The organism is Burkholderia sp. MSMB1078WGS (assembly GCF_001528895.1).
In the GTDB taxonomy this organism is placed as follows: domain Bacteria; phylum Pseudomonadota; class Gammaproteobacteria; order Burkholderiales; family Burkholderiaceae; genus Burkholderia.
The window spans coordinates 51,461-65,991 of record NZ_LPDI01000089.1; the positions used below are offsets into that span (position 1 = coordinate 51,461).

General features: G+C 68.5%; 12 protein-coding genes. 11 read left to right on the top strand and 1 reads right to left on the bottom strand.

What is annotated here, in order from left to right:
- Positions 1-186: 186 nt before the first annotated feature.
- Both WT24_RS22370 and WT24_RS22375 read left to right on the top strand, forming a co-directional pair.
- Positions 187-1,224, top strand: coding sequence for an alpha/beta fold hydrolase (locus WT24_RS22370; RefSeq protein WP_060035882.1), 1,038 nt, complete (start codon positions 187-189; stop codon positions 1,222-1,224).
- A gap of 128 nt (positions 1,225-1,352) precedes the next feature.
- Complete coding sequence (locus WT24_RS22375) at positions 1,353-2,108, top strand: 4'-phosphopantetheinyl transferase superfamily protein (protein WP_060035883.1); 756 nt, start codon at positions 1,353-1,355, stop codon at positions 2,106-2,108.
- A 21-nt stretch (positions 2,109-2,129) separates the two neighbouring features.
- Here the strand turns inward: WT24_RS22375 and WT24_RS22380 are convergent, their stop codons facing one another.
- Complete coding sequence (locus WT24_RS22380; protein WP_060035884.1) at positions 2,130-3,050, bottom strand: glutamate/aspartate ABC transporter substrate-binding protein; 921 nt, start codon at positions 3,048-3,050, stop codon at positions 2,130-2,132.
- A gap of 212 nt (positions 3,051-3,262) precedes the next feature.
- On the opposite strand from WT24_RS22380, the gene hutH reads away from it, so the two are divergent.
- From hutH to WT24_RS22425, 9 genes are all read left to right on the top strand, one after another.
- Positions 3,263-4,786, top strand: coding sequence for a histidine ammonia-lyase (hutH, locus tag WT24_RS22385; protein ID WP_060035885.1), 1,524 nt, complete (start codon positions 3,263-3,265; stop codon positions 4,784-4,786).
- 4 nt (positions 4,787-4,790) lie between these two features.
- Positions 4,791-5,486, top strand: a complete 696-nt coding sequence (hutC, locus tag WT24_RS22390) for a histidine utilization repressor (RefSeq protein WP_027786935.1) — start codon at positions 4,791-4,793, stop codon at positions 5,484-5,486.
- 39 nt (positions 5,487-5,525) lie between these two features.
- Entirely contained in the window at positions 5,526-7,214 is a 1,689-nt protein-coding gene (gene hutU / locus WT24_RS22395; RefSeq protein WP_059791395.1) for a urocanate hydratase, read from the top strand.
- Positions 7,215-7,216: 2 nt separating this feature from the next.
- On the top strand, positions 7,217-7,828 hold the full coding sequence (locus WT24_RS22400; protein WP_060035886.1) for a HutD family protein: 612 nt from the start codon (positions 7,217-7,219) through the stop codon (positions 7,826-7,828).
- Positions 7,829-7,832: 4 nt separating this feature from the next.
- The gene (hutI, locus tag WT24_RS22405) at positions 7,833-9,056 is read left to right on the top strand and encodes an imidazolonepropionase (RefSeq protein ID WP_060035887.1); all 1,224 of its coding nucleotides are present in this window, start codon (positions 7,833-7,835) and stop codon (positions 9,054-9,056) included.
- A gap of 195 nt (positions 9,057-9,251) precedes the next feature.
- The gene (locus WT24_RS22410; protein ID WP_060035888.1) at positions 9,252-10,628 is read left to right on the top strand and encodes a formimidoylglutamate deiminase; all 1,377 of its coding nucleotides are present in this window, start codon (positions 9,252-9,254) and stop codon (positions 10,626-10,628) included.
- 61 nt (positions 10,629-10,689) lie between these two features.
- Positions 10,690-11,487: an N-formylglutamate deformylase gene (gene hutG, locus WT24_RS22415; protein WP_059791402.1), complete on the top strand. Its 798-nt coding sequence runs from the start codon at positions 10,690-10,692 to the stop codon at positions 11,485-11,487.
- A 740-nt stretch (positions 11,488-12,227) separates the two neighbouring features.
- Entirely contained in the window at positions 12,228-13,028 is an 801-nt protein-coding gene (locus tag WT24_RS22420) for a gamma-glutamyl-gamma-aminobutyrate hydrolase family protein (RefSeq protein ID WP_060035889.1), read from the top strand.
- A gap of 12 nt (positions 13,029-13,040) precedes the next feature.
- Complete coding sequence (locus WT24_RS22425; RefSeq protein WP_059503968.1) at positions 13,041-14,378, top strand: glutamine synthetase family protein; 1,338 nt, start codon at positions 13,041-13,043, stop codon at positions 14,376-14,378.
- Positions 14,379-14,531: the final 153 nt, after the last annotated feature.

Consider the following 14,531-nt stretch of genomic DNA (forward strand, 5'->3'; position numbering starts at 1 on the left):
CAGTAAGCGCTGAAACACTAACCGGGGCGACCGCCATGCACGAAACCCAGTAAGGTCTGAAGTGCCAACTAGGTCGACCGCGATGCATGGCACCCCAGTAAGCGCCGAAGTGCCAACTGGGGTCGACCGCGATGCATGTGACGCCAGTAAGCGCTAAAGCGCCGACTGGGGCCGACAGGAGACACGATGACGATTTCGAACGAGGAAAGCGGCGCGGCGCCAGGCAGCCGCGCGGCGGGCGCATTGCCGCCCGAGCCCGTGACGCTGCGCGCGGCCGACGGCTACCCGTTGCGCGGCCATGTCTGGCGCCATCGCGGCGGCGGCGTGCGGCCCGTGACGGTCGTCAATTGCGCGACGTCGGTGCGCTGCGACTACTACTTTCGTTTCGCGGCGTGGCTGTTCGCGCAGGGGCGCGACGTGCTCGTCTACGACTATCGCGGCATCGGCGGGTCGCGCCCGGCGCAGCTCGCGAAGCTGCGCGCGACCTGGCTCGACTGGGGCCGGCTCGATTGCGAGGCCGCGCTGCATTACGCGCGCGACGCGTTTGCGGGCCAGCCGCTCGATGTGGTCGCGCACAGCATCGGCGGCTGCGTGCTCGGCCTCGCGGCGTCGAACGTGCACGTGCGGCATGTGGTGACCGTCGGCGCGCAGTATGCGTACTGGCGCGATTACCTGCCCGCCGAGCGGCGCCGCATGTGGTGGAAGTGGCATGTCGCGATGCCCGCGCTCGCGGCCGTGTTCGGCTACGTGCCCGCGAAGCGGCTCGGCTGGATGGAGGACACGCCGCGCGGTATCGCGCTGTCGTGGGCGCGTTCGCGGCCGCGTTTCGAGGATGGCTACATCGGCAGCGTGCTCGACGACGGCGCGGCGAGCCGCGCCGCGTTGCCGGCGCGCTTCGCGGGGCTGTCGGCGCCGATGCTCGCGATCGGCCTCGACGACGACGCGTTCGGCACGGTCGACGCGATTGAGCGGCTGGTCGGCTATTACACGGGCAGCAACGTCACGCATCTGCGGATCGCGCCGGCCGACATCGGCGTCGATGCGATCGGCCATTTCGCGTTTTTCCATAGCCGCTTCACCGACACGCTGTGGCCCGTCGCGTCGTACTGGCTGCAACACGGCGTGCTGCCGGCCGATGCGCCGGGCACCGTGCATGCGCTCCACCCGGCGTCGCGCGGACGGCTGACGGGGAGCGGCGCGCCGGGCAGGGCCGCGAACGGATGACCCGGCGCATCCGAACGTCACCCCGCTCTCGTGGCTTGCTTTCCGATCCGGCGGCAGCCGCCGCAGGCAGGCGCGATCGATTAACATCGGACGTTTCGTCTTAAAGCCCAGCGAGCTGCCGCGCGCCGATGTCCATTCCGTCCGATTCCGCTTCTCCCGTTGCAACGCCGCACGCGTGGCGCGTGCATGCGCTCGACGTGCCGCCCGCCGCGACGCGCGCCGGCGTGCGGGTCGCGCGCCTCGATTTCGACTGGCGCGTGCCGCTCGTGTCGCCCGCGTATGCGGCGCTGAGCGACGACGAACGCGCACGCGCCGCGCGCTTCCTGCGGCATGAGGATGCGGTACGCAGCGCCGCGACGCGCGCCGCGCTGCGCGACGTGCTCGGCGCGGCGCTCGGCATCGCCGCGCACGCGGTCGCGATCGTCGTCGACGCATCGGGCCGGCCGTCGCTGGACCGCATGCATCGCGCGGCGCTCGATTTCAACGTGTCGCACGCAGGCGATCATGCGCTGATCGCGTGGGCGCCGGCGGGCCGCGTCGGCGTCGATATCGAGGGCTGCAATCGCGCGGCCGACTGGCGCGCGCTGACGCGCGAAGTGTGCGCGCCTGCGGAGGTCGCGTATCTCGACGGCCTGCCGCCCGGCGCGCGCGAGCGCGAATTCATGCGGGTGTGGTCCGCGAAGGAGGCGCTGCTCAAGGCGCTCGGCACCGGCATCGTCGGCGGGCTGCGCGCGTTCGCGGTCGTGCCGCCGCGCGACGCCACGACGCCTGCGACGACGGTCGTCGAGCCGGCCGCGCCCGCCGCCGGCGTCGCGGCGTTCGACGCCGCGTGGCTCGACGCGGCGCCCGGCTACGCGGCGTGCGTCGCGTGGACGCGCGCGTAGGCCGGGGCTGGCGCGCTGCGCTTACTCGAGCGGCGCGTCGTTCGGCGCCGCATAGCGCGCCTTGATCGCGTCGCTCATCGGGAAGTCGAACGCCAGCCCCTTCGGCGGCACCGGCTTCATGAACCATTTGTCGTACAGCGCGTTGATCTCGCCGCCTTTCATCAGCTGCACGAGCACGCCGTCGACGAGCGCCTTGAACTGCGGATCGTCCTTGCGCAGCATGAACCCGTAGGCTTCCGACGATTGCGGCGTGCCGACGATCTGCCAGTCGGCCGGTTTCGCGGCGAGCTGGCGCACGCCCGCGAGCAGCACGTCGTCCATCATGTACGCGGCCGCGCGGCCCGATTCGAGCGTGAGGCGTCCTTCGCCGTAGTCCTTTGCGCTGATGATCTGCATGTTCATCTTCTTTTCCTCGTTCATCTTGCGCAGCAGGCGTTCGGATGTCGTGCCCTGGTTCGTCACGACCGTCTTGCCGGCGAGATCGGGGAAGTCGCGGATGCCCGAGTTCGTGCGAGTGAGCAGGCGCGTCGTCGCGACGAAGAAGGTGGTCGAGAACGCGACCTGCGCATGGCGCGCGGCGAGATTGGTCGTCACGCCGCATTCGAGATCGACGGTGCCGTTCTGCACCAGCGGAATGCGGTTCTGCGAGGTGACCGGAATGAAGCGCACCTGCAGGTCGGCCTTGCCGGTGCGCGCCTTCACCGCGGCGATCACGCGGTCGCACAGGTCCTGCGAGAAGCCGATGACCTTGCCGCCCGCATCGACATACGAGAACGGCACCGACGTTTCGCGATGGCCGATCGAAATCAGGTTGGCCTGCCGGACTTTCTCCAGCGTGCCGGACGACGGCTCGGCGGCGAAGGGCGCGCTGCACGCGAGCGCGCACGCGGCGACGAGCAGGGGGCCGCCGACGCGGGCGGCGAATCGTGACGGGAAGGGCATGGCGGTCTCCGGAGCGAATGGTGATTCGTATGTTGCCAAAGACAAAATAATTGCAACATATGTTAATGCCCGGTCCTGGCAGGCCAGTCCGGCGGGGCTGCGGGGCATCAGGGAAACTCCCGAGTCGAAATCGGCGAAAAACGGGTTGTCTAGACAAGTTGACGTGGCTACACTTCAATCCATTCCGAACTTGTCTAGACAGGATTGCTCACATGATTACGTTGACCCCCGGCCACCTGACCCTCCCGCAACTGCGCCGGATCGCTCGCGAATCCGTGCAACTGAAGCTCGACCCGGCGAGCTTCGCGAAGATCGACGCGGGCGCGAAGGCCGTCGCCGACATCGCCGCGAAGGGCGAGCCGGCCTACGGCATCAACACGGGCTTCGGCCGCCTGGCGAGCACCCACATCCCGCACGACCAGCTCGAACTGCTGCAGAAGAACCTGGTGCTGTCGCACGCGGTCGGCGTCGGCGAGCCGATGGCGCGCTCGTCGGTGCGCCTGCTGATGGCGCTGAAGCTGTCGAGTCTCGGCCGCGGTCACTCGGGCATCCGCCGTGAAGTGATGGACGCGCTGATCACGCTGTTCAACGCCGACGTGCTGCCGCTGATTCCGGTGAAGGGCTCGGTCGGCGCATCGGGCGACCTCGCGCCGCTCGCGCACATGTCGGCCGTGCTGCTCGGCGTCGGCGAAGTGTTCATCCGCGGCGAGCGGGCGAGTGCGCTCGACGGCTTGCGCGTCGCGGGCCTCGCGCCGCTGACGCTGCAGGCGAAGGAAGGCCTGGCGCTCCTGAACGGCACGCAGGCGTCGACGGCGCTCGCGCTCGACAACATGTTCGCGATCGAAGACCTGTACCGCACCGCGCTCGTCGCGGGCGCGCTGTCGGTCGACGCGGCAGCCGGCTCGGTGAAGCCGTTCGACGCGCGCATCCACGAACTGCGCGGCCATCGAGGCCAGATCGACGCGGCCGCGTCGTACCGCGAACTGCTCGAAGGCTCGCCGATCAACCAGTCGCACCGCGACTGCGACAAGGTGCAGGATCCGTACAGCCTGCGCTGCCAGCCGCAGGTGATGGGCGCGTGCCTGGACCAGATGCGCCATGCGGCCGACGTGCTGCTGGTCGAAGCGAACGCCGTGTCGGACAACCCGCTGATCTTCCCGGATACCGGCGAAGTGCTGTCGGGCGGCAACTTCCACGCCGAGCCCGTCGCGTTCGCGGCCGACAACCTCGCGCTCGCCGCGGCGGAAATCGGTGCGCTGGCCGAACGCCGCATCGCGCTGCTGATCGATGCGACGCTGTCGGGCCTGCCCCCGTTCCTCGTGAAGGACGGCGGCGTGAACTCCGGCTTCATGATCGCGCACGTGACGGCGGCCGCCCTCGCGTCGGAAAACAAGACGCTCGCGCACCCGGCGTCGGTCGATTCGCTGCCGACTTCCGCGAACCAGGAGGACCACGTGTCGATGGCGACGTTCGCCGCGCGCAAGCTCGCCGACATCGCGGACAACACGAAGCACATCCTCGCGATCGAACTGCTGGCCGCCGCCCAGGGCGTCGACCTGCGCGCGCCGTACCACACGAGCCCGAAGCTCGCGCCGGTGATGGAAATCATCCGCAGCCAGGTCGCGCACTACGAACTCGACCACTATTTCGCGCCGGACATCGCGGTGATCGCGAAGCTCGTCGGCGAGCGCGCGTTCGCGAAGGTCGCACCGTTCTCGTTCGCATCGGAACAGTAAGCCGATGAGCGCGCCGGTCTACCAGGAGATCAAGGACTTCATCCTGGCCCGCATCCACGCCGGCGAATGGGAGGAGGGCGACCAGGTGCCGTCCGAGAACGAGCTGGCGCGCGAGTTCAAGGTGGCACGCATGACCGTCAACCGCGCGCTGCGCGAGTTGACGGCCGAGCAGGTGCTCACGCGCATGAAGGGCGCGGGCACCTACGTCGCGCGGCCGAAGTACGAGTCGACGCTGGTGGCGATCCGCAGCATCTCCGAGGAAGTCGGTGCGCGCGGGCATGCGTATCGCGCCAGCGTGCTCGGGCTCGACACGATCCGCGCCGACGAGGTGCTCGCCGACGAGATGCAGGTGGCCGTGCGCACGAAGCTGTTTCATTCGCAGGTGCTGCACTTCGAGAACGACGAGCCGGTGCAGCTCGAAGAACGATGGGTGAATCCGGCGGTCGCGCCGGATTACGCCGAGCAGGATTTCACGAACACGACGCCGAACCTGTACCTGATGCGCGCGGCGCCGCTGCAGCGCGTCGAGTACCGGATCGAAGCGGCGGCGCCGGCACCGGAGCGGCGCGAGCAGCTGCGGATGGACGACGTCGAGCCGTGTCTGGTTTTACATCGGCGCACCTGGTCGCAGGGCGTCGTCGCCTCGGTGGCGAATCTGTGGCATCCCGGCAGCCGTTATCGCTTCACCGGGCATTTCTGATTCCTTATTGATATTCATTTTCCTTCGGGAGCAGTCGTCATGAACCATCCGAAACACATCGATCCCCGCCTCGATCCGACGCGCACGATCCGCGCGCCGCGCGGCAGCGAGAAAACCTGCAAGACCTGGCTGGCCGAAGCGGCCTACCGGATGATCCAGAACAACCTCGACCCGGAAGTCGCCGAGCATCCGCATGCGCTCGTCGTGTACGGCGGCATCGGCCGCGCGGCGCGTAACTGGGAATGCTACGACCAGATCCTCGCGTCGCTGAAGGATCTCGAAGAGAACGAAACGCTGCTGATCCAGTCGGGCAAGCCGGTCGGCGTGTTCCGCACGCACAAGGATGCGCCGCGCGTGCTGCTCGCGAACTCGAACCTGGTGCCGCACTGGGCCAACTGGGATCACTTCCACGAGCTCGATCGCAAGGGCCTGATGATGTACGGCCAGATGACGGCCGGTAGCTGGATCTACATCGGCAGCCAGGGCATCGTGCAGGGCACCTACGAAACCTTCTTCTCGGTCGCGAACCAGCACTTCAACGGCGATCCGTCGGGCCGCTGGATCCTGACGGGCGGTCTGGGCGGGATGGGCGGCGCGCAGCCGCTCGCCGCGACGATGGCCGGCTTCTCGATGATCGCGGTCGAATGCGACGAGACGCGTATCGACTTCCGCCTGAAGACGCGCTACGTCGACAAGAAGGCGACGACGCTCGACGAAGCGCTCGGCATGATCGACGAAGCGAAGCGCACCGGCAAGCCGGTGTCGGTCGGCCTGCTCGGCAATGCAGCCGACGTGTTCGCGGAACTCGTCACGCGCGGCATCACGCCGGACTGCGTGACCGACCAGACGAGCGCGCACGACCCGATCAACGGCTACCTGCCGCAAGGCTGGACCGTCGCGCAATGGCGCGAAGCGCAGAAGGTCGATCCGCAGAGCATCGTGAAGGTCGCGAAGCAGTCGATGGCCGTCCAGGTGCGCGCGATGCTGGCGCTGCAGGAACGCGGTGCCGCGACGCTCGACTACGGCAACAACATCCGCCAGATGGCGCTGGAAATGGGCGTCGAGAACGCATTCGACTTCCCGGGCTTCGTGCCGGCGTACATCCGCCCGCTGTTCTGCGAAGGCAAGGGCCCGTTCCGCTGGGTCGCGCTGTCGGGCGATCCGGAAGACATCTACAAGACCGACCAGAAGGTGAAGGAGCTGATCCCCGACGATCCGCACCTGCACAACTGGCTCGACATGGCGCGTGAGCGCATCGCGTTCCAGGGCCTGCCGGCACGGATCTGCTGGGTCGGCGTGAAGGATCGCTATCGCCTCGGCCAGGCGTTCAACGAGATGGTGAAGAACGGCGAACTGAAGGCCCCGATCGTGATCGGCCGCGACCACCTCGACACCGGTTCGGTCGCGAGCCCGAACCGCGAGACGGAATCGATGAAGGACGGGTCGGACGCCGTCAGCGACTGGCCGCTGCTCAACGCGCTGCTGAACACCGCGGGCGGCGCATCGTGGGTGTCGCTGCATCATGGCGGCGGCGTCGGCATGGGCTTCTCGCAGCACTCGGGCGTCGTGATCGTCGCCGACGGGACGGCCGACGCGCATGAGCGTCTCGGTCGCGTGCTGCTGAACGACCCGGCGACCGGCGTGATGCGCCATGCGGATGCCGGCTACGAACTCGCGCAGCAGACGGCTCGCGAAGCCGGCCTGAAGCTGCCGATGCTCGGCCGCTGAGCATGACGGCGCTCGATCAGGCGCCGGCGACCGCCGCGCTGATCCGCGGCGCGGATCTCGTTGCGTCGCCGTGGAAGAACGGCGGCGGCGTGACGCGCGAGATCGGCGCGTTCCCGCCGGGTGCTGCGCTCGACGCGTTCGCATGGCGCGTGAGCGTCGCGGACGTCGGCACGGCCGGGCCGTTCTCGCGTTTCGACGGCGTCGACCGCACGCTCGTGCTGCTGTCCGGCGCGGGCATGACGCTCGTCGAAGCGGGCGGCACGCGGCACGTGCTCGACGCACCGCTGGCCCGCGCGGATTTCGCGGGCGAGACGGCGATCGATGCGACGCTGCACGACGGCGCGACGCGCGACTTCAACCTGATGACGCGCCGTTCGGCCGCGCGCGGGTCGGTCGACGTATGGCCCGAGGGCATGCACCGCATCGAGCGCGCCGATACCGTCCTGCTGTTCTGCGCAACGGGTGCGGTCGGCGTCGAGATCGACGGCGCGCACCACGCACTGCAGGAAATGGACACGTTGCGGCTCGACGGGCCGCGGCGTGCGTTTGACGTCGTCGTGAGCGGAAGCGGCGCGCTGCTCGCCGTCTCGCTCACCGTCGGCGAACGAGACTGAACGCATGAAACCGACTGTCTGGCATCACCTGAGGCTGTGTCCGCACGGCCATCCCGACGAGACGATCGACGACGCGGCGATTGCCGTCGACGAAACCGGCGCGATCGCGTGGCTCGGCGCGTTGTCCGCGCTGCCGCACGGCTATGCGCATTGGCAGCGCGAGGACTTGCACGGCGCGTGGGTGACGCCGGGCCTCGTCGACTGCCATACGCACCTCGTGTATGGCGGCACGCGTGCCGACGAGTTCGCGCAGCGCCTCGCCGGCGTCAGCTACGAGGAGATCGCGCGGCAGGGCGGCGGGATCGTGTCGACGGTGCGCGCGACGCGCGCGGCCGACGAGACGACGCTGTTCGTGCAGGCCGCCGCGCGCCTGCAGCCGCTGCTCGCCGAAGGCGTGACCGCGATCGAGATCAAGTCGGGCTACGGGCTCGATCTCGCGAGCGAGCGCAAGATGCTGCGCGTCGCGCGCCAGCTCGGCGAGCGCTTCCCGGTCACGGTCTACACGACCTTCCTCGGCGCGCATGCGCTGCCGCCCGAATATGCAGGGCGCGCGGACGCGTACATCGACGAAGTCTGCGACCGGATGCTGCCGACGCTGGCCGACGAAGGGCTCGTCGATGCGGTCGACGTGTTCTGCGAACGCATCGGCTTTTCGCTCGCGCAGACCGAGCGCGTGTTCGAGGCCGCGACGCGGCGCGGGTTGCCGGTGAAGCTGCATGCGGAGCAACTGTCGAATGCGGGCGGGACGGCGCTCGCCGCGCGTTACCGCGCGCTGTCCGCCGACCACCTCGAATTTCTCGACGAAGCCGGTATCGAGGCGATGAAGGCGGCCGGCACGGTCGCCGTGCTGCTGCCCGGCGCGTACTACTTCATCCGCGAAACGCAACTGCCGCCGATCGAGCTGCTGCGCAAGCACGGCGTGCCGATCGCACTCGCGACCGATCACAACCCCGGCACGTCGCCACTCGAATCGCTGCTGCTGACGCTGAACATGGGCTGCACGCTGTTCCGCATGACGGTGCCCGAGGTGCTGCAGGGTGTCACGCGCCACGCGGCCGAGGCACTCGGCCGCGCGGATCGCCACGGCGCGCTCGAGGTCGGCCGCCAGGCCGATTTCGCCGTGTGGTCGGTCGGCTCGCTGGCCGAGCTGGCCTACTGGATCGGCCGGCCGCTGTGCGAGCAGGTCGTACGCGGCGGCACGACCGTGTTTCGCCGGATGAACGGATAAGTTTCGCGACGGATCGGGCCGGGTCGTGACGGCCCGGTCCGGCCGACGCTTTGCATGGGACCGGACCGGTGCGCAACGGCGCCCTCCGGTCGATCGCCGCGAGGCAGGCGCTGGGCGTGACGCGCGCGCCTGCCGGCTGCGGCACCGGGCCGGACGAGACGCTGACGCGCTCGAGCCGGTCGATGAGGACTCGCCATGACCGATACCCTGTTGTTCGCGGACCATGCCTACCTGCCCGATGGCTGGCGCCGCAACGTGCTGCTGCGCTGGGACGCAACCGGCACGCTGACCGACGTGACGCCCGACACCGATGCACCGGCGGGTGTCACGCGTGCGGCCGGGCCGGTGCTGCCCGGCATGCCGAACCTGCATTCGCACGCGTTCCAGCGCGCGATGGCGGGGCTCACCGAATACCGCGCGAATCCCGCCGATAGCTTCTGGAGCTGGCGCGACCTGATGTACCGTTTCGCACTGAAGATCACGCCCGACGCACTCGCGGCGATTGCACGCTGGCTGTATGTCGAGATGCTCAAGTGCGGCTACACGTCGGTGTGCGAATTCCACTACGTGCATCATGCGCAGGACGGCTCGCGCTATCCGCGGATCGCGGAGCTCGGCACGCGCGTGGTCGATGCGGCGCGCGCGGCCGGCATCGGCATCACGATGCTGCCCGTGTCGTACCAGTTCGCCGGCTTCGGCAACAAGCCGCCGCGTGACGACCAGCGCCGCTTCATCAACACCCCCGACGGCGTGCTCGAACTGCTCGACGCGATGCGTCGCGCGGCGCCCGAACACGGCGGGCTGCGCTACGGCGTCGCGCCGCATTCGCTGCGCGCGGTGTCCGAGAGCGGGCTGCGCGTGCTGCTCGATGGGCTGCCCGACAATGCGCCGGTGCATATCCACATCGCCGAGCAGACGGCCGAAGTCGACGACTGCGTCCGTGCCTACGGCGCACGCCCCGTACAATGGCTGCTCGATCGCTTCGACGTCGATGCGCGCTGGTGCCTCGTGCACGCCACGCACGTCGACGCGGCCGAGACGGCGGCGCTCGCGAAGCGTCGCGCGGTCGCGGGCCTGTGCCTGACGACCGAAGCGAACCTCGGCGACGGCGTGTTCCCGGCGGTCGACTATCTCGCGCAGGGCGGCGTGATCGGCGTCGGCTCGGACAGCCACGCGTCGGTCGAATGGCGCTCGGAGCTGCGCCTGCTCGAATACGGGCAGCGGCTCGTGCACCGCGCGCGCAACGTGCTGGCGAGCGAGTCGCAGGCGCACGTCGCCGACCGCCTGTTCGATGCGTCGCTCGCGGGCGGCGCGCAGGCGAGCGGGCGGCGCATCGGTGCGCTGCGTGCAGGCTGTCGCGCCGACTGGCTCGTGCTCGACCCCGATCATCCGGCGATCGCCGAGCACGGCAGCGCGGCATGGCTGTCGGGCATCGTGTTCGCCGAGCACGGCGAGACGCCGGTGCTCGACGTCTACACGGGTGGCGAGCGCGTCGTGAGCGGCCGCCGCCATCGCGACGAAGCCGCCGCGTATGCCGACTACCGCGCCGCGCTGGCGCAACTGCTGCGCTGATGCGCGGCAACCGGCGCACGCCGCATGCGTGCGCCGGTAGACTCTTACACGGTGAGGCGACATGACTGAACAACCGGCTGTATTCACGTTGAAGCAGGGCACGCTGCCGCTGCTGATCTCGATTCCGCACGCAGGCACGTACATCCCCGACGACATCGCCGCGACGATGACGCCCGATGCGCGCTTCGTCGACGATTGCGACTGGCATCTCGAGCGGCTGTACGGCTTCGCGGCCGATCTCGGCGCATCGATCCTCGTGCCGTCGCACGCGCGCTACGTCGTCGACCTGAACCGTCCGCCCGACAACGAGAACCTGTATCCGGGGCAGGACACGACGGGGCTCGTGCCGGTCGATACGTTCGACAAGGCGCCGCTGTATCCTGAGAATGCACTGCCAGGCAACGACGAGATCATGCGTCGCCGCGATCGGTACTGGCTGCCGTATCACGACGCGCTGCAACGCGAGATCGCACGCCTGAAGGGCGAACACGGCCGCGTGCTCGTGTGGGAAGCGCATTCGATCCGCTCGCACGTGCCGCGTTTCTTCGAAGGCCGCCTGCCGGATTTCAACTTCGGCACGTCGAGCGGCGCGAGCGCGGCGCCCGGCCTCGCGGAGGCGCTGGCTGCGCGCGTGCTCGCGCATGGCGGCTATACGGCCGTCGCGAACGGGCGCTTCAAGGGCGGCTATATCACGCGTCACTATGGCGTGCCCGATACCGGCGTCGAAGCCGTGCAGCTCGAACTGTCGCAGATCACCTACATGGAAGAGACGCGTCCGTACGCGTACGACGAAGCGCGTGCCGCGCGGATCGTGCCGCTGCTGCAAACGCTCGTCGAAACCGCACTTGCGCATCGTTGAGCATCGGCCGCCTGTATGCGGCAGCGCGGCGCGACAGGGCGTCCCCCCCGTCGACACGTAGCAGGCAAGCCGGTGCAATGCACAAAACGGCATCGATCCGCGCGGTCGATGCCGTTTTTTTTTCGTCTGATCGACGTCGTCATCGACACCTGAAAATTTGACGCAATTTTTAAGTGATATAAGCTGAATGTCAGGAAGTCGTCACGCGCGTACCGGCGGCGAGGCCATCGACGATGGCCGGACTGCGCCGGAATTCGTGCGAGACATCTTGCTCACGTGCCGCCACGCGGCATTGCGACACGTGTCCTGCCTTCATCAGTCAGTCGAGTACGATCGTGAAAGCCGCCAGCCCTTCGATACGCCGGACGCGAAGTCCGTCGGCGGGCGCGCCGCCTCAGGCCGGGCCGAACCGGCATGCTGATCGCGGCACGCGCGCCGCCCCGTTACGCGAGCCTCGCTTTTTCGCCATTTCCGATCGCGGCCCGCGCCGCTTCAATCTCGTGACCGCGCACGTGTTCAGCGCGGTGCAGTGCGACGGCAGCGCATCGTTGTTGCCCTAGCGTCCCTTTCCGCTTCCGTCCCGGACCGCACCGCCTGTTGCCGCAGCCTTCGCGCGGCAAGCTTGCGCCTGCGCTGGCGTTTTCGCTTGCGTGGCGCGATGGCGCGCGCGTGCGGCTCGTCCGAGAACCTGCATCGTTGTGCGCGCAAGCGTGTCGCGCGCCATCACCGGAGAGACGCCGATGCGTGCGCGACCGATCGTAGCCGTTACCGCCGACCGCATCCTGCGCGGTGCGCATCCGAACCACGCGGCGGGCGAGAAGTACCTCGCCGCCGTCGTCGACGGCGCCGGCGCGCTGGCGTTCGTGCTGCCCGCGCTCGGCGCGCGGCAGCCGGCCGATGCGATCGTCGCGGCCATCGACGGGCTGCTGTTGACCGGCAGCTATTCGAACGTCGAGCCGCATCATTACGGCGGCGCCGCGAGCGCGTCCGACATGCTGCACGATCCGGCGCGCGATGCGACCGCGTTGCCGCTGATCCGCGCGGCGATCGAAGCGGGCGTGCCCGTGCTCGCGATCTGCCGCGGCATGCAGGAGCTGAACGTCGCGTATGGCGGCACGCTGCATCAGCGGCTGCATGCGACGACCGGCTTCGACGACCATCGCGAACGGCCGGACGATCCGCTCGAACGGCAGTACGGCCCCGCGCACGTCGTGCAGTTCGCCCCCGGCGGCCTGCTGCAGCGGGTCGCGCGCGGCGCGCACGAGGCGACGGTCAATTCGCTGCACGACCAGGGCATCGCGCGCTTGGGCGCGGGGCTCGTGATCGAGGCGAGCGCGCCCGACGGACTGGTCGAGGCCGTCAGCGTGCGCGGCGCGCGCGCGTTCGCGCTGGGCGTGCAGTGGCATCCCGAGTGGCGCTACGCGGAGCAGCCGCTGTCGCGCGACATCTTCGCGGCATTCGGCGCGGCGTGCCGCGCGCACATGACGCACCGCATTCATGCGGCCGGCGGCGCGACGCCGGCTGCATCCGACATCGACTGAACGAGGCCGATCATGCAACCCGAACTGAGCGAATTCCTGCGACAGCACCGTATCACCGAAGTCGAAGCGATCATTCCCGACATGGCCGGCATCGCGCGCGGCAAGATCATTCCGCGCAACAAATTCGAATCCGGCGAATCGATGCGCTTGCCGCAGGCCGTGATGGTGCAGACCGTCACCGGCGACTATCCGGAGGACGGCACGCTGACCGGCGTGACCGATCCCGACATGGTGTGCGTGCCCGATCCGTCGACGATCTGCCTGATCCCGTGGGCGGTCGATCCGACCGCGCAGGTGATCCACGATTGCGTGCATTTCGACGGCTCGCCGGTAGAGATCTCGCCGCGCTACGTGCTGCGCCGCGTGCTCGACCTGTACGAGGCGAAGGGCTGGAAGCCGGTCGTCGCGCCGGAACTCGAGTTTTATCTGGTCGACATGAACGCCGATCCCGACCTGCCGCTGCGCCCGCCGGTCGGTCGTACGGGGCGCGCGGAAACGGGCCGCCAGTCGTATTCGATCGAGGCCGTCAACGAGTTCGATCCGCTGTTCGAGGACATCTACGAGTACTGCGAAATGCAGGGCCTCGATATCGAGACGCTGATTCATGAAGTCGGCGCCGCGCAGATGGAGATCAACTTCATGCACGGCGACGCGCTCTCGCTGGCCGATCAGGTGTTCCTGTTCAAGCGCACGGTGCGCGAGGCCGCGCTGCGTCACAACATGTATGCGACGTTCATGGCCAAGCCGATGGAAAACGAGCCGGGTTCCGCGATGCACATTCATCAGAGCCTTGCGGATATGCGCACCGGACGCAATCTGTTCGCCGACGAAAACGGCGCCGTGTCGCCGCTGTTCCACAGCTATCTGGCGGGGCTGCAGAAGTACACGCCGGCGCTGATGCCGATCTTCGCGCCGTACATCAATTCGTATCGCCGCCTGTCGCGCTTCATGGCCGCGCCGATCAACGTGCAGTGGGGCTACGACAACCGGACGGTCGGATTCCGGATCCCGCAGTCGACGCCGGTCGCGCGGCGCATCGAGAACCGCATCCCGGGCGTCGACTGCAACCCGTACCTCGCGTTCGCGGCGACGCTCGCCGCCGGCTATCTCGGCATGATGCAGCAGCTCGCGCCGACCGAGCCGATCGCATCGGACGGCTACGACCTGCCGTACCAACTGCCGCGCAATCTTGAGGAAGGCATTTCGCTGATGGCCGCGTGCGAGCCGCTCGCCGGCATTCTCGGCGACAAGTTCGTGAAGGCCTACCTGGCGTTGAAGGAAACCGAATACGAAGCGTTCTTCCGCGTGATCAGCTCGTGGGAACGCAGGCATCTGCTGCTGCACGTGTGAGCGTGCGGCGCTGTTTGACGGAGAAAACATGACCGATCGAAACGAAGCTTTTTTGCCGCGCTCGACCGCCGATTTTCGCGCGCTCGACGCCGCGCACCACATCCATCCGTTCTCGGACATGGGCGCGCTCAATCGCGCGGGCAGCCGCGTGAT